This is a genomic window from Vibrio nomapromontoriensis, from assembly GCF_050337205.1.
Taxonomy (GTDB): Bacteria; Pseudomonadota; Gammaproteobacteria; order Enterobacterales; family Vibrionaceae; genus Vibrio; species Vibrio nomapromontoriensis.
Window position 1 is genome coordinate 374811 of the sequence record NZ_JAKJSS010000007.1, and the last position, 21276, is coordinate 396086.

Annotated in this window: 15 protein-coding genes; 3 read left to right on the forward strand and 12 right to left on the reverse strand. The window is 44.7% G+C overall.

Translation table 11 applies throughout. The features are described from left to right. Positions 1-11 precede the first annotated feature (11 nt). The 7 genes from L4D05_RS05815 to L4D05_RS05845 form a co-directional block, all read right to left on the reverse strand. Positions 12-1328 carry a DUF3131 domain-containing protein gene (locus L4D05_RS05815; protein WP_428793306.1) on the reverse strand — a complete coding sequence of 439 codons (1317 nt, stop codon included), beginning with the start codon at positions 1326-1328 and terminating at the stop codon, positions 12-14. Next, positions 1318-3180 carry a glycosyltransferase family 2 protein gene (locus L4D05_RS05820; protein ID WP_428751037.1) on the reverse strand — a complete coding sequence of 621 codons (1863 nt, stop codon included), beginning with the start codon at positions 3178-3180 and terminating at the stop codon, positions 1318-1320. The genes L4D05_RS05815 and L4D05_RS05820 overlap by 11 nt, the downstream gene beginning before the upstream one ends. A gap of 84 nt (positions 3181-3264) precedes the next feature. Then, entirely contained in the window at positions 3265-5421 is a 2157-nt protein-coding gene (locus L4D05_RS05825; RefSeq protein ID WP_428793307.1) for a glycoside hydrolase family 2 protein, read from the reverse strand. A gap of 18 nt (positions 5422-5439) precedes the next feature. Then, positions 5440-5889 (reverse strand): ATP-binding protein, encoded by a 450-nt coding sequence (locus L4D05_RS05830; protein WP_428793308.1) that lies wholly within the window; start codon positions 5887-5889, stop codon positions 5440-5442. A 39-nt stretch (positions 5890-5928) separates the two neighbouring features. Beyond that, entirely contained in the window at positions 5929-7053 is a 1125-nt protein-coding gene (locus L4D05_RS05835; protein WP_428793309.1) for a nucleotidyltransferase family protein, read from the reverse strand. 33 nt (positions 7054-7086) lie between these two features. Then, positions 7087-7419 carry an STAS domain-containing protein gene (locus L4D05_RS05840; RefSeq protein WP_428751041.1) on the reverse strand — a complete coding sequence of 111 codons (333 nt, stop codon included), beginning with the start codon at positions 7417-7419 and terminating at the stop codon, positions 7087-7089. A gap of 12 nt (positions 7420-7431) precedes the next feature. Then, entirely contained in the window at positions 7432-8655 is a 1224-nt protein-coding gene (locus tag L4D05_RS05845) for a SpoIIE family protein phosphatase (RefSeq protein WP_428793310.1), read from the reverse strand. A 147-nt stretch (positions 8656-8802) separates the two neighbouring features. On the opposite strand from L4D05_RS05845, the gene L4D05_RS05850 reads away from it, so the two are divergent. Continuing rightward, positions 8803-9786, forward strand: coding sequence for a hypothetical protein (locus tag L4D05_RS05850; protein WP_428793311.1), 984 nt, complete (start codon positions 8803-8805; stop codon positions 9784-9786). A gap of 305 nt (positions 9787-10091) precedes the next feature. Beyond that, complete coding sequence (locus L4D05_RS05855) at positions 10092-14531, forward strand: beta strand repeat-containing protein (protein WP_428793312.1); 4440 nt, start codon at positions 10092-10094, stop codon at positions 14529-14531. Positions 14532-14656: 125 nt separating this feature from the next. Here the strand turns inward: L4D05_RS05855 and L4D05_RS05860 are convergent, their stop codons facing one another. From L4D05_RS05860 to L4D05_RS05875, 4 genes are all read right to left on the reverse strand, one after another. After that, positions 14657-14890: a YfgJ family double zinc ribbon protein gene (locus tag L4D05_RS05860; protein ID WP_428793313.1), complete on the reverse strand. Its 234-nt coding sequence runs from the start codon at positions 14888-14890 to the stop codon at positions 14657-14659. 433 nt (positions 14891-15323) lie between these two features. Next, a complete protein-coding gene (locus L4D05_RS05865) occupies positions 15324-16628 on the reverse strand; it encodes an HlyD family type I secretion periplasmic adaptor subunit (RefSeq protein ID WP_428793314.1) in 1305 nt (434 codons plus the stop codon). A gap of 8 nt (positions 16629-16636) precedes the next feature. After that, positions 16637-18337: a type I secretion system permease/ATPase gene (locus L4D05_RS05870; protein ID WP_428793315.1), complete on the reverse strand. Its 1701-nt coding sequence runs from the start codon at positions 18335-18337 to the stop codon at positions 16637-16639. A gap of 125 nt (positions 18338-18462) precedes the next feature. Continuing rightward, positions 18463-19095: a hypothetical protein gene (locus L4D05_RS05875; protein ID WP_428751049.1), complete on the reverse strand. Its 633-nt coding sequence runs from the start codon at positions 19093-19095 to the stop codon at positions 18463-18465. 232 nt (positions 19096-19327) lie between these two features. On the opposite strand from L4D05_RS05875, the gene L4D05_RS05880 reads away from it, so the two are divergent. Next, positions 19328-20815 carry a DUF3131 domain-containing protein gene (locus L4D05_RS05880; protein WP_428793316.1) on the forward strand — a complete coding sequence of 496 codons (1488 nt, stop codon included), beginning with the start codon at positions 19328-19330 and terminating at the stop codon, positions 20813-20815. A 75-nt stretch (positions 20816-20890) separates the two neighbouring features. On the opposite strand, the gene L4D05_RS05885 is transcribed toward L4D05_RS05880, so the two are convergent. Then, positions 20891-21235 (reverse strand): RidA family protein, encoded by a 345-nt coding sequence (locus tag L4D05_RS05885; RefSeq protein ID WP_428793317.1) that lies wholly within the window; start codon positions 21233-21235, stop codon positions 20891-20893. Positions 21236-21276 lie beyond the last annotated feature (41 nt).

The following is a 21276-nucleotide window of genomic DNA, read 5'->3' on the forward strand; positions in this document are numbered from 1 at the left end:
CACAATCTCACTTACTGAGCTCCAACCCGTAACAGAGGGCCATTTTCTATGTAGGCCAATGACTCCAATACGATTCCATTGGTATTGGCCGTAATCGCCCTATTAGGACGACCGTCCGCTTCATAACGCCCTGAATACCAGCCTTTCCCATCAGAAAATAGAGGCGATACTTCGCTAATTAGGAGATCGGTATAGGCATTCTCATAAAGGGCATACCAACCGAAAGCAGCTTTAGTTGACAAGGTTTTAAGGTGCGATTGATCTTTACCGTCGTCAGAAATCGCGTTCCATTTTTTCCCATCCGAAAAGACGGTGTTGTAGACGAAATAAGGCGCTTCATCAACGTTATCTTCACTCACTGCTGTCACGATGCCTTTGTCCTCATAACGGCGCTCTTGCGCACTAAATACACGATGAGCGAATATTTTTGAAACACTGTCTGAGCCAAATTCAATGCCATCTAAAATATAGGATTCACTCACCACATAGTTATGGGCGTGATACTTAGCTGGGTCTCGCTTATCCGTTGGAATTTCGATCCCATAGACATCCACCATATCTAGGTAGTCGATATATTTCATAGAGTTAAATACATCTCGCCCCATCAAGAATAATGATTTCGATGCATACTCTTCGTAGCCGATTCGCCCTTCTTGGACAAGTTCAAATCCACCTTGCTCACTTGGACGAGAGCCGTATAAGTAGCCTTCAATTAACATTTCATCCATTTTCCAATGATTTAGAATATTGGTGACTTCAGTATTAAATTGTGGATATTGCCAAATAAGAATATTAAGCGGTACTAGAATTCGACCAATATCAATCGCAGACCAACCAATCCCTTCAGGTTTAGGATTATTTTGATAATCCACCATGGCTAATGTTTGTGTGTTATAGGCTTTGTTAGGCAACTTCCCTTCGACTAACGGCAAGCGAGCTAACGATCGCAAGGCTTTTTCCATGCGTATCTTAAACACGTCTTGTGTAACAATATTGATTTTTTCTGCCGCTATTAGCCCCATTAAATAGGACGCGGTATCCCACATCGTCGTAGAAGGATAGCCATCAACCGAGTTCACTAAACCCGTGTTCTCTTGGTAGTTATTTTCAAAATACTGCCAAGCCGTTGTCGCCCAAGTAAACTCTTCTTGAGTGAGCACTCGCTGCGCTTTTAGCGGAATCTCTTCATGTGCCTCAAACGTGATGTTGCCTAATGTTTTACCATAGTCACGCGTTTCAATAGAAAACGCGATCACAAGGGCGGTGGCGAGACCTAGAATAAATACAATATGGTGCCTTGCTGCTAGCATTGCTTTACTAAACTTCATATTTAAGATCCTCTGTCTCTGAAACGGCTGCTTTATCTGCAGTATCTTCTTTCGGTGGCTCCCAGAACGCGGCCGCTATCATGCCCCACATCGCGAGCATATTATTAATAATCCAAAACGTATTCAGTACTAGCCCACCTTCTGAGTATGATCCCCAGCCACCAAAGTAATGCCCGTACCAGGCAAAACATAAGCTAAATAAACTCAGTAAGAATACCGCCATTTGTGGGGCCACTAACTTTGCAAAATTGCCAGATTGACGCTCTTTCGGCGTGGTTGGAAAGCTGATTTTACGCCCTCTTAATACCGTCCATAGTGCTCTCATATTAACGGGGAAGAAGGACAAAAAGTTGGTTTTTCCTTTGTAACCTGCCACACCCCACGTCCCAAGCATCATGGCAATCTCAGCGGTCAATACATAAGGAAGAAAATGCAAATAGAAAGTCACGTCATATGCGCTGACAGGCGCAATCGAGGTCAAAAAATAAATGATAGGGCAAGCTAAAAAGACGATGTTCCATACCGCAGATAGATTTGACCAAAAACTGCCGCCATACATTAGTTTCTGCTTAAAACTCAACCCTTTCCTAAATATAGGGTTATCGTTCATAAAAATATCAATGGAGCCGCCAGAATATTTAAAACGCTGAACGGTCCAAGTCTGTAAGTCTTGCGGCGACAACATTTTGCTCTCCACTTCCGGATGCATAATAGATCGCCAATTACGTTGTGAATCAGAGTGAAGAACGATAGAGGTATATAAGTCTTCTGATACATGAAATTTATAAGGGGTAAATTCAGTATCAAAGAGAATCTCATTACGCAGATTATCGGAAACGGATTGATCAACATTTTTTTCTTTGGTCAGTTTACGAATCTGCTTTTCGACATCTTTTTGTTCGTTGGTAATCTGCTCAGCATACGCTCTAAGCGCGGCTTCCATCACAGCTTCACGTCGATGTATAGAGCCGGCTCCACAACAAAACGCTGCATTCACCCAATTACGTCTACGCTGGATCACGTCATAAAACATTTGTGGATCATTAACAAAAGGGTCTTCACCCAATGTCACTGGACCATAGATCTTCTCTACGCCCTTACCCAAAGGACTTGCCCACTTACCAAATTTACTCGATAGCCATTTAGGGAGGCGAACACCTGCAGGTAAGTCGAAGAACCACTGTGGTGTTTGAACCCATGCCACATCAGGGTCTTTAAAGTAACCTAAGGTATGTTCCAAAATCGTAGAAAATGGTCGCGTATCGGCGTCACATATCACAACAAAGTCACCATAGGTTTGCTCCATGGCGTTTCTCAAGTTACCGGCTTTGAAACCCACGTTGCCTTCACGAGTGATATAACCAACACCCATTTCCTTGGCAAGTGCTTTCATCGAATCACGCTTGCCATCATCTAAGATGAAGATCTTCATCTCGATGGCGCTTGGGTAGGTGATCTTTTGCGCGTCTTCAATACTAAGCCTTACTAAATCAGGCTCTTCATCATAACTGGGAAAAAACACATCAACTGAGACTGGTCTATCTTCATCACAATCTCGTACACATTGATTTATGTTGCTTGGTGGGGTTCTTTTCGGTTCATCTTTGGTTTTCCACATATTGATGGTAAACAAGATAGAACCTATAAATGCACAAGATTCCGCAAAGGCAAGTGGCAACGAAAACCACAACGCGTCCATATTCAATGCATAGGTCCAGCGCCACCATAAATACCACATACCTAATGTCAGGTTACAGGTGGCAATATACTGATATAGCAGCTCACGCGGAATGCTATGTGGCACGGGTTCTGGCGGTGTTCGGTGTTCGAACTTTTTGAAATACATATCCATTTACTTAACTTCCCTTATTAAGCATTCGCATGCTTCAGTTTCGTAAATGACTAGTTAAACGCTAAGCCTGTTCATTCTAGCCACTTAATAATCACCTGCTTTGTAGTGATTACTTGAAATAAGTTTCCCTTGCTCACTAATGATATTAATTACAAAGTCATCAGTTATTTTTAACGATTCAATACTGGCAATTGTTACCACTTGGTTTTGACCAATCTTGATATTTTCGCCTCGCCAACACTGTGATTGTTCAGTGTTCGCCTGAATGCAATTAATTTCGATCTTAGCATTATAAATATCTGTTCTTGAGTCATTGATTACGCTGATATTTATAAGCTTAGACGAAGAATTTTCTTTTACACTGGCAACAGGCAAAATTGGTTGAAAAGATTCTTTTAATGCCTGATAAGCGGGCTTCATCTCACGATTAACGTCCAGTATTGACCATGTTATAGAAGGCCAACTATCCACAAACATAAATTGATAAATGGCCGCAACGCCATTATTTTTTTTCAGCCGCAGCTGCTCTGCGGCATATTTATTGACAACGCGCTGGTACTCTTGGCTATTAATGATTAGCTCATTAATATTCTTACCCATATCGACTTTCGCCAAATTTTTCAATTCATGAAGCTGAAAGTTATGATAATCAAGCTGACTTAATTGTTCAGCATTCAAAGGCCACGTATCCGTGTCCGTTAAAAAGCTAGATAACAACTCAGAACTTGGAAATGCTTGCGCGCCAAATTCACTAATGATGGGCGTTCCATTAAGCGTTTTGTAGTCCGTATACTGCCCAGAATACCATCCGTACCATGGATGTTCATTAGTATAAGAAGCCTCTCTCACTACTCTGCCATCTTTTGACTTGCTCAAAGCAGAATACACAGCTTCTGTCAGCTGCTTATTGTGGGACGGGCTATACGTTGAATATTTATATTTCATCCATGTTGCATCCCATGGGGGCTCGTTGTGCCCACTCCAAAATGCAATCGAAGGATGGTTAGACAGCATGCTGGTCATTTCTACGGCTTGACGGGCCGCTTCTACCGCGGTACTCAGTGAATCGTCATAGCCCCACTGCAAAGGGAAATCTTGCCAAACGACAAAGCCAGCTTCATCTGCAAGTTGATAAAAGGCTTTGCCGGCTACATGACCATGAACTCTAATGCCATTAATATTTGCCTCTTTCATTAGAGCAAGATCATTGGCGTAGTCTTCTCGAGTCACGGCTCCTAGCCATTGGCTAGCGATATAGTTAGTCCCTCTGATGAAATATGGTAGCCCGTTTATATAGAAATGCTTATCGTCTTCTGAGTAGCGAACCTCCCGAAAACCAACACGCTGCTGACTACTATCTGAAAGCGCACCTTTTGGTAACGATACTTTTACTACTAAGTCATGGAGGCTTGGTTTCCCCCAGTCATACGGCCACCACAGTGCTCGTTTCATACTCGGCACGGACCACTCAACGGTATTTTGCCCTTGCTTGACAGCGGTGGTGATAACGTATTTTTCACTGCGAGTTTGCGTTTTCACATCGTGTGGTGAAGTAAGTGAAATCTCTATCGTTGCCTCAGCGTCAATCGCACTATCTAGCTCGATCGTCACGATGCCAGAAGTGCTGTCATTGGGCTCAATAGTGGGGATGAATGTTATGTCGCGGATAGCGATTTGACCGGTGCGCTTTAAGGCAACAGACCCCCATATCCCGCCCGAATTTGCATCTTGTCCTTTATCCGACCACGCGCCTCCTGGTCTGGTATCATGATGATTTAGCACACCTTTTATCTCTCGCTTGTTTAAAGACCAATCCGCATTTTTATCATCATTCTCACTGGTTACAACCACGCTAAGTTCATTGTTCTTCGGTTGAACAAAACGGGTTACATCAAACGAAAAAGGAGAGAAATACCCAACGTGAGAACCCAATGGAATATTGTTAAGTGACACGTCGGCGGCATAATCAACGGCTTCAAACATTAACCAATAGCGCTCACCACCAACATATCCCTGTAAGTCGAACGATGTTTGATAAAGGGCCTGGCCCGAAAAGCTGACCCCTTCAGAATGCCAGTTAGCTGGCACTTGTATAGATTGTTGATAAGGTAATATAGAAGGTGAAATCGACGTAAACTGCCATTGGCCATTCAAATTTTGCGAACTGATAGATTGAACTACCGATTGACTCGTGCAGCCTTGAAGGAAAATACAAATTAACATCCAACTAATAAATCGCACTAGCGGCCTCCTAACTCATCATGACTGCACGGTTTTAATTAGAGTAAACGTGTTTTTATCTCCTTCTTGCGTCAACTCCACATCATCAAGTAGCGCCGCCAAAATAATAAATCCACGTCCAGACGTCGTCCAAGTGTCCGGGTCATCTGGATCAGGCTCTATAAAATCGGCTTCCAACGCGGAACGAAATTCAGCTTGAGACATACCGTCGCCAAAATGAGTGATATCGACAATCACTTTGTTCTCATTGTAGCGACTTAGGACCTCAATCGGCTCACCATCTTGGCTAGCGTAAGCATGCTCATAGGCGTTATTGACCAGTTCAACCACACATAACTCAAGTTCACTTATGGTGTTTTCGTTTATGCTGCGCGAATACCAAAACCCTTTTAGGTCTTCAGCTGCAACTCTCGAAACATCAATGGCACTTTGATATGTATTTGAAAAAATGTGGCCGTCTCTGGTCATTATGCTGTCCCTATCATACTGCTAAACATCGAAAGTCATTTACATGGTATTAATTGCATCGGTTAGGCGATTCATCGCTGGATAAGGTCTTAAGTTTGTCCACATTATTGAGCTTTGCGTTTCTCCATCGTGGCCTATACTAAAATCTCCAAATATGGTTTGTTCGTTGATTTCCACGCCCTGATGAATTTTGGTGTAGTCAAAAATAAGAGAGTGCTTCACCGTAGCACCTGTTTTTACATTACAATTTGCGCCAATAAGCGCTGGACCTATGATGGTGGCACCGTCTTCAATTTGGCAACCGCTTCCAATCACAACCGGCGGGACAATAGTGCATTTCGACAAATCGATATCCGTATTAATACCTAACCAAATACCGGCCTTTACCTGTGTACCTGGTATGCGATAACCAGGTACCTTGCCACTTAATACATCTTCCGTAACGCCCCAAATATCTTTGATATTACCAACATCAAGCCATTGAAAATTCATTTCAACCGCGTGGAAAGGCACGTGCTGCTCGACAAGTTTAGGGAAGAGTTCACTACCAATATCAAACTCTGTATCTTTGGGGATATAGTCAAATATTGCGGGCTCAAAAATATAAATACCTGTATTCACCTGATCAGACAGAGCGTCTTCCTTCGCTGGCTTCTCTTGAAAGCTTTGGACGATCCCCTTTTCACCAGTTACGACCACGCCGTACTTTTCGACTTCATCGGCATGCACACGCTTCGTAATAATTGTCGCGATACCGCCGTTTTTGTGATGTTTTTTCACCGCTTCTTTAAGATCCAAGTCAATCCATGCATCTCCACACACCACCACAAACGTCTCATCAAAAAAGCCTGAAAATTCTTGAATTCGCTTCATGCCTCCAGCAGAGCCCAACGCTTTACTCTCGAACACGCCATCCTTTAATGCCCCTTCACATGAATACGACAACTGTGCATCGAAATGATGTCCATCCCCAAAATAGCCCTCTATCACTTCCGCAAGATGGCTCGTGTTGATGACGATTTTGCTAATATTATGTTGAACAAACAATTCAATCATCGACTCCATCACTGGTTTCCCTAAAATCGGGATCATAGGTTTGGGTATCTGCTGAGTGATGGGACGGACGCGCGTCCCCTTCCCTGCTGCGAGAATCATTCCTTTCATATTGTATTCCTAGCCTTATTTCGTTATTTGTGATTAAGCTGACGTCGCAACCGCATCTTCGACGGTGTCATACGTTTTAATCAACCTATCCATACGGGTTAACTTAAATAATTCCCGTACTGGTTTTTTTGCACCTACAACCGCAATTTGCTTATCTCTCAACATCTTATAGACTGCCATTACCGCCCCTAACCCACTGCTATCCATGAAAGTGACTTGTGAAATATCGAGCAACAAATTTGGTTTTATATCCGCCTGAACCTCTTCTATTGTTTGACGAAATGACGTGGCAAGCTTGGCATCAAAACGCGCTTCCTGAACTTGAATAACAGTAAACAAGTCGCTACTAGAAATGTCATACTTCATATAATTCCCTACCTATTGTGGTGTCCATTTACAAACTAGAATGCTGATATCGTCATCAAACATTTCATTATTTTGCCATTCGCGTACAGAGGACACGATATGACTTGGTTTAGCTTCAAGATTCATGTTGCCTTGAAGTGCTATTAATTCTTTTAAACGTTCTTCGGTATAAAACTCTTCTCCGACTCTGGCTTCAGTAATACCGTCGGTATAAAGCCAAACTTCATCATGTGGGCCCAAGCAGATGGTTTCTTGCTTGTAATCGGCAAAATCAAACATGCCCACGACAAAATTGTCATCGCCCAAAAATTCTGTCGTATCTGTTTTATGCTGTAGCCAAACAATGGGAGGATGGCCAGCTGCGCAATAGTTTAGCTCACCGGTTTTTTGATTTAACACCGCATAAACCATCGTAAAATAAAGATGGTTTGACGAGTCCTGACTGTATATTTCATTCAATTTAGTCACCACTTCGTCAGCAGGACGTATTACCTTTCCGGCACTCGTTTCTTTAAAAACCACAGAGCTCGGCCCATTAACAACAGAAAGTGTTTGATGAACAGAAAACGACAATAAGGCCGATGCCACACCATGCCCAGACACATCCAACAGATAAAAGCCAACATGATCTTCATCAAGAGGAAAGTAACCTAATATGTCGCCCCCTACTTGCGCACTTGGGATGGAGGTATAAGCCATCGAGGCGTGCTCAAATGAAGTCCGACTGGGAAGTAATTGGCGGATGAAATCACCCGCAGAATCTAAGTCTTGTCTGATTGTTGCGTAGGCAGAATCTAATTGATGATTCTTTTGCAGCAGTTCATTGTGGAGGCCAAGGTTTCTGAAACCGGCCCGAATACGCGCATCCAGTTCATCAATTGCGGTATTTTTAGCGACAAAATCATCTGCACCGGCATCAATACCACTAATAATTGAATCTTGGTCATCTTGCGAAGACAGCAGTACAAAGAATATATAGCGATTGTAGTTGGTTGATTTCAGCTCTTTACAAAGCTGTACGCCATCCATTTTAGGCATGACCCAATCACTTAATACAAATTGAATATGTTCGCTTTTATTCAGGGCATCTAGCGCTTCATAGCCGTGGCTTGCTACGGTGACATCATAGCCGCGCTTTCTTAACAAAGAACTCATTAAGATCTGAGTAGTCTTATTATCCTCAACCAGAAGAATGGCTCTTTCTAATTGATTATTACTGAATTTATCACTTTCCATTCATCAGTATTCCGCGACATTTCAATCATTATAATCAGGATAGGAATAGAAACCGGAATTACCAAAAATATTTTTTGTTTTCTTCACGTTAGCGTGAGATTGTGCTTGAATTAGCATTATTGAGAGCTATTAACGTCGTAGGTGAATATGAACCGTAAAGTGGGATTTCTGAGTATTATCGCTCTCACTCCGCTCATCATAAAAGCTGACGACTATTTATCTCACTCTCGTCAGCATGCACCTGAGCCTATTTCACCTAATATCACTTCAGGTGATAATTCTGTAAATAAAGAACCTGAAGAAACAGAGGCTGACTTGATTTGGCGTGGTGTAGAAAGCTCATTTGAATTACCTCTTGGAGAATTAAAAAACCGGAAAGGACTTTCAGGGCTAAGTGGCAACCTTTCAATAAACCTGCCCCTTATTCAGACGCCAGATGCTAATTTGCCCTCAGGTACCACTAATGGTCCTGCGAACGTAAACTATACGTCAAACTTATCTTTAAAATATGTATTAATGGGCAACTGGTTTGTCTCTGGAACCCTCTATTACTATTGGGACAAAGAACAACAACAACCTTGGAATCCAGACTTTACTTATGTTTTCGGTTACAGCGATTGGCGCCCCTATACATTTAGTCTGCTTTACTCTAATTATGGCGGAAATAGATTCAGTCCAGAGCCTGGAGGATCACGAACCAACTTTAATGAAGGAACTTGGTCTCTGGGTTGGAAGTTTCCAGTAACAGGAAAACTCCTAGAATGGACGCGAATCAGTAAAGATGGCAGTATTGGTTGCCAAACTGATTACAATTACACCCCTTCTTATTTTGATCTCGCCTCAACTGGATATAAAGCTCATCACCAAACACTATCACTAGGGTGTAAGTACGCGATAACAGGAAACTGGTACATTAACGCCACCGCATTTTATTATTTTGACCGCTCTCAACAGCAGCCGTGGAACCCCGATTTTACCTATGGATTCGGGTATTTCGATTGGCGACCAGGTACAATTACCTTGCAATATAACAACTACTCAGGAAACCGTTGGAACTCACAGGATGCAGGAGAAAACACGGGGAGGTTTCTAGATGGCTCCGTCATGATTGCTTATTCATTCTCATTTTGATTTTCCGATAGCCCCCTACCCTTCATCACTATACCTTCCTGTCATTTTGCGTCTCAAATGGCAATTTCACACTCGTCCATTGGCGGACTTACTACCAACATATCCATCATTCTAAAAAACTAGCCTTATTTTCAAGAAGTTAACAGAAACCTCCACTTTGGCATGCTTCATGCTGCATATACAACAAATACAGATTTAGTTGATTTTGATACACATTTTACTAGTTCATACATATCGCTTTGCACATTTCGGTAATCGGCGTATTACAAACGACAGTTTCATTAAATGACTTAGAGAGGCACTCCATGGAAGGAACAAAACACGACGACCTTATCATTGGGACAGAAAGCGACGATAACGTGAATGCCCGTTCTGGTAACGATGAAGTGCATACTCAACAAGGTGATGATTTTATCGCTGGTGGTGAGGGTTCAGATCATATCGAAGCCGGGGATGGCGCAGATACCGTACTTGGTGATGTAGAGTACGATACCCCAGCAGAAGATGCACCGCCAGTCTCGACCAATACCGATGACTCATGGGGGGCCAGCCAATCGGTCTATTCGTTTTCAGCTGAAACTCAAGGCGATAACGCCGATCCAGTGACTCACAGCGTTCGACTTGGCAATTACATGGTTGATCAAACCAGTAACTTGACGGCTAGTTTCAATGTAAGCAGCACTCAAGAAGAGGTTGTGATTGTTATGACTGATGAGAGCGGTCAAGTCATTCAATCGCAACCCGCAACGATTGACGAAAACGGCGACATCTCATTAAGTTTTGCCTATACCTCGGAAGATTCCTCCACCGATTCACCCATCTACTTCTCACTAGAAACGACTGATGGCACGCCTATCGCTGAAGTTAACAGCGTTGACATTGCCGTCAACGGCCTATACGACGACACCATACTCGGTGGTGCTGGCGATGATATTCTTAAAGGCCAGCAAGGTAACGATACTATCTATGGTGGCACTGGCGATGATTTCTTAGACGGTGACATCAATGATGACCAACTCTTTGGTGGTGAAGGAAATGATGTCTTGGTCGGTGGGAACGGGGATGATTTTCTCTCTGGCGGCACAGGAAACGATACCTTAGTCGGGAGTGATGGCAATGATACCCTGCAAGGTGATGCTGGCGACGATATGTTACTTGGCGAGCTTGGCGATGACATTATTTATGGTGGTGAAGGCGCAGATGTCGCCATTGGTGATGACGGTGATGACTTACTCTACGGCGAAGGCGGTAATGACGTTCTAATCGGTGGTAAGGGCACGGACTATATCGAAGGTGGCACTGGCGATGATGAAATTCAAGGCGAAGATGGTAATGACACCCTTTATGGAGGTTCAGGCGCGGATTTCGTCATGGGCGGTGATGGTGACGATGTAATTTATGGTGAAGATGATAACGACGTTCTACTTGGTGGTGACGGAGAGGATACCCTATCGGGCGGCTTAGGTGATGACGTCATCGTCGGTGAAGTAGGCAATGATCATATTTCAGGAAATGAAGGCAATGATGTACTCATTGGAGACGCCGGGGATGACTATTTAGTCGGCGGCGTTGGTAATGATGAACTCTATGGCGGGACTGGCGACGACACCCTATTAGGTGGTGACGGTAGTGACATCATACATTCAAATGAAGGTGACGATATCATCTCGACTGGCGCAGGGGATGACCAAGTCTATGCAGGCTCCGGCGATGACCAAATTGAAACAGGCGCTGGTGATGACCTCATTTTCGGTCAGAGCGGCAACAGCACCATCGACTCCGGTGACGGTGCCGATACCATTTATACCGAGTCTGGCGATGATGTCATTTCTTCTGGTGCTGATGACGACACCATTTACGCGGGCAGCGGCGAAAACGTCATTGATACTGGTGAAGGTGCCGATACGGTTTATGCCGATGACGGTATTGATATCATCGATGCCGGTGCTGGTGATGACATCATCTATGCCGGAGGTGGGGATAATCAGATCTTTGGTCAAGAGGGTGACGATCACCTTTACTCAGGTTCCGGCGCAGATTCGATTCAAGCAGGTACGGGGAACGACACCGTTTATGCGGGCTCTGGCAACGATACCATTTCCGCAGGCTCTGGGAACGACCTTATTTTTGCTGGCGGTGGTGACGACACCATCACGGGTGAGCAAGGAAATAACACCCTATTTGGCGAAGGGGGTAATGATACTCTCACCGCAGGCTTAAACGCCAGTGAACTTCACGGTGGAGCCGGCCACGATACGCTCACGGGGTCAGATGAGGACGATGTATTAAAAGGCGGCGCTGATAACGACACATTGGTATCAGGCAAAGGTAACGACACCGTATTTGCTGGCTCTGGTATTGATACGGTTATTACTGGCGAGGGGGATGACATCGTCTTTGGCGAAGCCGGAACCAATACCATAGAAACAGGTGTCGGTAATGATTCTGTTTACGGCGGAACGGGAACCGACAACATTAATACGGGTGAAGGTAATGACACCATCTACGCTGAAGGCGGCGCTGATACCGTCTATTCAGGTACGGGGGACGACCACCTTGACGGCGGCGCAGGCGATGATGTGTTGTACGGTGAAGATGGCAACGACGCTATTTTTGGTGGTGATGGTGACGATGAACTCATTGGTGGCGACGGCTACGATTTTCTTGCCGGAGGGGCGGGAAATGACACCATGACCGATGATGGCCAGGATACACTTCTTGGTGAGGCTGGTGATGACACATTAATCGCCGCAGCGACGGGTTCTCACAACATTTTTGGTGGCAGCGGCAACGACACACTGGTCGGCAGCAACGTCGCGGACACCCTCTATGGTGGCGATGATAACGACACAATTACTGGCGGCGACGGTGACGATAATCTATTTGCCGGTGACGGACAAGATACCGTAGACGCGGGTCTAGGTGATGACACCGTGTTTGGCGAAGCAGGCACAAACACCATTACTCTTGGTCAGGGTGACGATATCCTTTACGGCGGCGAAGGCAGTGATACCGCAACCGGGGATCAAGGTGATGACGCGCTTTATGGGGGGGCAGGTGCCGATACACTCTCCGGTGGAGAAGGCGCTGATACAATTGATGGGGGCATTGGTAACGACCAACTGTTCGGAAATGAAGAAAGCGACGTTCTGCTCGGTGATGCTGGCAACGATAGTCTAGACGGTGGTTCTGGCGATGATTACCTATTTGCAGGCTCGGGTAATGACCACCTCATAGGAGGTGAAGGAAGTGATCAACTACATGGCGAGTCCGGTGACAATACGCTCGATGGCGGCCTAGGTGACGATATTATTCTTGGTGGTACAGGCAATGACACCATTATTGGCGGCGAAGGCGATGACTATATCAAAACGGGTGCGGGTAATGATTCCGTCACTGGAGGCATCGGCGATGATGAAATCATTGCTCAAAGTGGCGATAACACCTTATTTGGTAACGAGGGTAACGATACAATAAGCTCCGGCGACGGCAATGACAACATTGAAGGTGGCGAAGGAAATGACACCCTATCATCAGACGATGGCAACGATATATTACGCGGTGGTAGTGGTGCTGATTCACTCATTGCCAACGCTGGCAACAATAAACTGTACGGCGGCGATGACAGCGACTCTCTCTCCTCTGGAGCAGGTAATGACCAACTTTGGGGCGACGAAGGTAATGACAGCCTGAGCGCTGGCGCTGGCGACGACAAACTGTATGGCGGAGCTGGCAATGACCTATTAAACGCAGGGTCAGGTAACGATTTACTCGAAGGCGGCGAAGGTGATGACAAGCTTTATGGATATGGCGATAACGATACGCTAGACGGGGGCACTGGCGCCGATAAACTTTATGGCGGTGACGGTGACGATACGCTAACAGGTGGTACTGGTGATGACCGGTTGAAAGGCGACAGTGGCACTGACCAACTATTCGGTGGCGAAGGTAATGACCGTCTTGAAGGTGGATCCGGTAACGACCTTCTCTATGGTCAAGACGGCAATGACACTATGTATGGTCAATCTGGCGACGACCACATGTATGGCGAGCTCGGTAATGACAAAATGTACGGCGGTTCTGGTGCTGACCACATTTCCGGTGAAGAAGGTAACGACACACTCGATGGTGGCGGTAACAATGATTACATTGATGGTGGAGTTGGTGATGACACACTTCGTGGCGGATCGGGCGATGATTTGATCTTTGGTCAAGAAGGCAATGACTCGCTCGACGGTGGTAGCGGCCTTGATCAATTATTTGCTGGCAGTGGCGACGACACGCTTATATTCGACAGTGAAGAACTGACCTCTGGTGATGTTAACTCGGTCTACTTTAGCGGGGGCGAAGGCTTTGATGTTCTGGTCGTGGGCAACGATGGTGACAACCAAACCATCGACATGTCAAAAACCGCCTTCCAAGAAATTGAAGGCATAAAAGTCAATTCAACCGATACCGACATTTCAATTGCGCTCGATAAGGTTACCGTCAATGACACCGCCGGTGACGCAAACGGTCAGTTTGTTTGTACCGGTGCAAAGTCTATCGACTTATCTGGTTGGGGGTGGGAGCTCAAAAGTACCACGACAGATATGGATCAAGGGCTTAAAGATGCCTACGAAGCACAAAACCTTGATACGTCTAATTTGTATGGCTACAAACTCGAAAGCTCAGATGGAAAAGAAGTCACTATTTGGAGCGACTTAGAGCAAGACGATATTAACTTCCCATCAGACGTGGTTTAACTATTTAATTAATAACTTAGCTATTGAATTAACAGTTTAGCTTCCTTGCAACATTTGACTGTTTGCCCTCTTCTACAGAGGGCTTTTTTTTATCGAAGCCATGAGCAAAAATTAATTCGCTAAGGTTAATTCGCTACGGGATGCAATCGCCAATCAATCGTCGTGCGAGACTTTTGCATCCTGCAACCATTACAGTAATAGCTCACATTACCACACGCTTTTAACGCTTCAAGTGAGTCACCGCACTCTGGACAAAAAGGGATTTTACGGTATTTCGTTGTACACTCTGAACATGTGTGTCCGGCGCTGCTTGTTACTTCCACGTCGCAGTTCGGGCACAATAACGTTGGCTTACTCATAACGGTTCCTCTTTCGCCAAATCTATGGCAAGTTCCTGAATCAACTGAAAACTCGCCGGATTATTGACCGTAAGAAACTGACAAACAAGTAACATACCGTATTGACGGCATCTATTAGAGAAGGCGATTAGAAACTAAGCTGAGAGCAGCCTACAAGTGCGTTTTCACGTTAGTGAGAGTGCAAACAACCGTACACTTTTTCATGACAGCATTGGCACTGGTATGAGTGTCGGTGCGTCTTCTCGCCACAATGGGGACAAGGTATCATCCTCTTATCTGAGCTGCATAAAATAAGGATTAACCCCACAGGACCAAGTACATACCCTAACAGCGCACCCGCAATGACTCGCCCCTTCTTTGCCCCTACTATGACGGACAGCACGAGAAAAAAACCATAAAAGGACAACCAAAATACCATCTCCGGCTCCATATCCTATACCTCTCTCATCGCTCGATAATAACTGACTGTCAATGGCGCAGTTAAGTAGTCCCATAATGTTCGTTGCTCTAACACAATAAACACCTCAGTCTGCATGCCCGGATATAGCTCTATATTCTCTAATCCGTTCAATGCATCTTTTCCTAGTTTGACCTTCACCATATAGCCCGTTTGTTGCTCGTTCGTGTCACCACTTAATCTGTCAGCGGCAATATAAGTCACCTCTCCATCTACTGGCGGTGTTTTCCTCACATTGTACGCACTTAACCGCACCTTAGCTTGCTGCCCTACGCGCACCACGTCGATATCTTGCGGTGGAATCAGCGCTTCAATAATAAGCTCGTCACTATCAGGTACAATCTCCATCAGCACATCGCCTGGATTAACCACGCCACCAACACTGGCCACATTAAGTCCCACTACCGTGCCATTATGTTCGCTTCGAATAGTGACTCGAGACTTAACATCCGTGGCGGCTTTTAATGCTTCGCTAATATCGCGTGACTCCTTTTGAATCTGTGCCAGTTGCGAAGAATAGGTCTGTTTCAACTCCAAAAGCTGGGCTTGATGAGTTTGTTCTAATGTCTTCAATTGACGATGATTCACTTCTGTTTCTGCCGTAACTTCTGCAAGCTCTGCGTCTACCCGTGCCGCGGCTCTTTTTAATTCCAACATTCTTGTTTTTGACACGTAGCCTTTTTTGACTAGCCCTTGCGTCATATCAATTTCTTCTTTAAGTAGTGCTCGCTGCCTCGCTATCGCTCTTCTTTGGAAAGTCCCACCGCGAATCTGCTCGTCCAATAGTGCTTTTCTTTGAGTATACTGACCTTTTGTCAGCTCCAACTTCAGCATTGCTTGCTGAAATTGAAGTTGCTCGCTACTAATGACATTGGCAACAATTTGAGTCTTATCGACGGTATCAACGCCTAAGCCATCATCAATAAACGTCCAATCCACGGTATTCTTTCCAGCAAGCAGTGCATTAAGTCGACGTTTTTGATAGTCCAAAGAAATAGATTTCAACATCAAACGTTGAAAGTCTGCTTCGGCTTTTGAATTGGATAACTCTAGGAGTACGTCTCCCACTTTTATACTTTGCCCTTCTTTCACATAAACTTGTTTCACCCACCCCCCTTCAAGGTGTTGAACTTGTTTACGTTTGCTTTCTACCACCAGCACTCCTCTGGCAATAGATGCGGCACTTAAGTCGACAGACGTCGCCCACCAAACGAAACCTATCGTTGTAAGTAAGCTAAGAATAATGCCCTTTTTAACGACGTTCGCTGTATCAAAAACCATACCGACTCCTAACTCGCGCTGCGCGATTGTCTCTTAGATGATCCCACTGCATTTTCCGCTTCCGCATGCAACCCAAGAAACTGTTCACTTTTGCCCGCTTTTTCTACTTTTCCATCTTTAAGTAAAATGACCCAATCCATTTGCCTTAAAAATCCAGGACGATGGCTTATCATAACCGCGGTGATTTCATTTTCCTTACAGTGCTGCAATACAATTGCGAGTGCGACCTCACCTTCGGGATCAAGGTTTGAGTTCGGTTCATCAAGCACCAAAACCTTAGGGTTGGAGAAAATGGCGCGAGCCAAACCTATGCGCTGCATTTGTCCACCTGAAAGTTGTAAACCTCCTTCGCCACAATAGGTTTGATAACCATCCGGTAGAGATATAATCAACTCGTGTATACAGGCAAGTTTTGCAGCGGCGACGACATCTTCATCTTTGGCATTGCTAAAACGACAAATGTTGTCTCTAACCGTACCTGACAGCAACCCCACATGTTGGGGTAAATAACCAATATGTTCACCAAACTGGGTTTCTGACCATTGTTCAATCGTCGCCCCATCGACTTCAATCATGCCAATACTAGGTTGATAGATACCCATGATGAGCTTAGCTAGCGTCGACTTTCCAGAACCCGAATTCCCCAAAATGGCGAGCGACTGACCACCTGCTAATTTAAAGTTAATATTTTGCAGCAAGGGCTCTTGCATCGCTGGCAGCTTCAGTGCCACATTTTTAAACTGAATATTACCCTTAGGTTGCGGTAGCGTGACTTTCGCCACGGAGTGTTCGCTTTCACCTAGTTTATTTAAACGACGCCATGCGCCCATCGCGCTATACCAAGACTTCCAGCCCGATACGGCTTGTTCGAAAGGCGAAAGAACACGTCCCATTATGATTGAACTCGCAATAATCGCGCCTGTCCCCAACTGTTGAGTCAGTACCAAATACACACCCAATGTGAGCACTGCTATTTGTAACAAGGTGCGAAAATATCGACTCAATGACAGCAGCCGGCCAGTTCGAGAATTCACCTTCCATTGATACGCTAATAGCTTTTCACTCTTGCTTTCCCAAACCTTACCAATATTTTCAGACATCCCCATCGCTTTTAACATGGGAGCATTTCGTAGGTAGTCGTTTAACTCCATATTGGTACGATTAGAATACTGGTTGGATGCATCATTCGATTGTCGGCTCTGATACATCATCACCACAGCCATCACCATAAAAACAGTGCTGCCCAGCAATGCTACCGCCCCAATATATGGATGAAGCATAAACAAAATAACAACAAAGAAAGGCACCCAAGGAAGGTCAAAAATAGCGGAAGTAGATGGTGTCACTAAAAAGTTACGTATTTCAGAGAGATCTTGTAGACCTTGCTTCTCTATCCGATTGGTAATGGATGACTGAGAAATACTTTGCGCGAGCAATAGACCGCTCAAAGAAGAATCTAACTTTAACCCTGACTTTTGCAGCAGTTCTGTACGAATATATTCCATCAAGAATTGCGCTGTCACTAAGAAAAGAGCAATTCCCATCAGAGCAAACATCGTTTCAAGGCTGGAGCTTGACAGCACTCTATCGAATAGCTGTAAGCCATAAATAGGCAGTGACAATACTAAAAAATTAATCACTAGGCTGAAGTAACACACTATCCATAGTTCTTTTCTTGCTTGTGCAAAGGCAGACTTTATGCGCTCCATGAAAGTCTTTACTCCAAATAAGGTCCATTTAAAAAGGAGTATAGTAACTACAATGCCAATGTGTACTTTTTTACGGTTCTATAAATTTCTTTACAAACAAATCGTTAGCTCCGTCAATTACGACGTTATGCTAAGTTAAGTTTCTTACTGATTTCAACACCGGTCGCCACCGCGCGGTGGCTTTCTTTTAGTATCCAGTTAATTGGATTCCTGACCCAAGGTTGTGGGTCTTCCGCAGGAAAGCGGTTCACTGTTTTAACCGCGACGACATTGAGCCCCACCTCCTCACACGTTTCAATACAGCGTTTAGCATGCCATGACTGAGCCACTACAATGACATTTCGTCCCACAGCACGCGCAAGTGCTTGCTTAGCAATATCCGTTGTTGTTAGGTAGCTTTCACTTGTTATGACATGAGCGTGTTTAATGCTATTGATGGCATGGGTCGCAACTTCTTGTTGAAGGTGTGCATCCAAAAATGGATATTGCTTAACAATTTTTATTGTTTCTTGAGCAAGAGAGCTATTCACGTCATCGCTATCGCCAAAGGAAAATGCAATCACGCTGTGAGCATCTAAAGGGTTACCATAATCGTCAATCGACAGAGGGGTTTCCCCTAAATAAGTTTCCACTCTTTGTTTTTGTTGTTGACTAAGTTGATAGTCGCGTGAAGACGCAAGGAATTGTTGTAACACTGTCGCCGAATGGCGAACGGGAGAAAGTTCTGAGCGAGTTAAAGTATTGATAAAGTTTCGCATAGCAGCACCTCTTTAGGTTAGCCCTGCCTATCCGTTGACTCAATACAGTCCGTTGACGCCATGATAGTATCAACTTCAACGGAAAAATGACAGCGCCTAGTATAAAAAGTAATCACTTTTTCTTAACGCTGAGCGTTCGATTTTGAGACACTCTCGATCTAATCAAACTCGAAAATAATAACTTATGTATTATCATTAAGTTATCTTCTGTATTCCTTCCGGGGATTTTTTATTGGCATCTCGCTTAATTCGGTACTTTTTCATCACCTTACTGTCAGCGGCTTCTGTGCACGCTGATACTGACGCACCCGAATTGCCAAGCTTTTACGGTGGTCGGTCTGTGGCTCCCGGTGAAACAGCAAAAGAAGCGACAGCCATAGACTATCAACGGCGCGCTTTAGCACCGCCCATTCTCCCAGAAGACACCATTGAAGAGTATAACAAGGCCAATTCATCACCCTCTCCCTTAATCGTGATGGATGAGTACGTACACAATCAGGAATTGTTTTTAGCAGACATTCAAAAACTTTCTCGCAATGATTGGCTTCTTGCACGAAAAGCCCAGCATTACTTTCAGAAAAACTACCACGAACCAACGGGGATGTGGGACTCTGTCCAAGGCTACCACCATGCGACAATGTGGGATATTGCCAGCGGGTTAGCCGCCACATTAGCGCTGCACGCTCTTGAGTTAGAAACAACCGAAATAACCCGAGATCGACTTCGTACTACGTTGACCACACTCGCTGACTTTCCGCTTTACAAAGCAACGCTACCCAATCGAGAATACAGCGCAAAAACTGGCTTACCCAGTGGCAGTTATAGTACCAGCTCATCAAACGGTAATGGTTGGTCAGCATTAGATATTGGCCGTCTGCTCATTTGGTTGAAGATTACCGAAGCTCGTTTTCCGGAGCTGTCACCCATTGTCCAAGACATCACATCCCGTTGGACCTTGTCGGCAGCAATAAAGAAACAAACTCTCTATGGGACAAAATTGTATAAAGGTAAGGAGTATTTTAGGCAAGAAGGTCGATTAGGTTATTTGCAGTACGCGGCACAAGGTTACGCGCTCTATGGGTTCGACTTATCTGCTAGCTACGACAATACCACATCAGAAACCATTACCGTGGATGGGATGGACCTGCATGTAGATACACGCAATGTGCCCTATTTTACCAGCGACCCCTATGTATTACTTGCATTGGAGATTGGTCGTCCACAAGTATGGTGGAATCAATTAGATGCGCTCTATCAATTGCAGAAAAAACGCTCAACGCTAACAAATAAACTACACATTTACGCAGAAGATGCGATGAGTAAAAGCCCTTGGTTCGCCTACAATAATATCTACTATTACGGGACGAGTTGGTTGAGTGTCAGCCCTGGAGGCAAACCCATTGAAACACCACAGCGATTTAGTAATAAAGTAGGATTTGGTTTTAGCGTGTTATTTGACGACACTTTCAGTACAAAACTAAGAGATGAAGTCCTTCGAACCAGCTTAAACGCTAGAAGCATACCCACAGGTATCTATACTGACAATGGCACTAACAACGCGTTCAACATCAACACTAATTCATTAGTTTTGGTGTCATTATGGTACAAAGCACTCGGAAAAACCCCTATCCTAGAAGCCTCAATGAGCCAGCGCCTTCAATGGAAAAATCAAGTATCCGAAGATCAAACGTTGCGAATAAAGAACATGAACGACGGATAGTCAGAGAATGTTGATGTCCCTTTAAATAGACCACCTTTCTTAGGGTAAAGGCGGTCTTTGTACTACAGTGCCGACTTATACTGCTGCGACGACTGATATTTCCACTAACAGCTCTTCTCTCGCCATGCTCGCTTCAACACACGCTCGCGCAGGCGCGTAGCCTTCGGGTACCCAAGCATCCCATACCTCATTCATGGCTTTAAAGTCATCCATGGTTTTCACATAGATAGTTGCTGACAGTAGTTTTTCACGGCTCGAACCCACGCTTTCTAATAACTCATCCACTTTTTCTAACATGGTTGTGGTTTGGTGAGTAATATCTTTTGTTGAATCCTTAGCCACTTGCCCACAAAAATAAACCGTGCCGTTATGAATCACGGCGCGACTCATACGTTGTTTTGTCTCTTTTCTTTCAATCATCTTACTACCTACTATTACATCAACATGTGCGGCTTAAACCG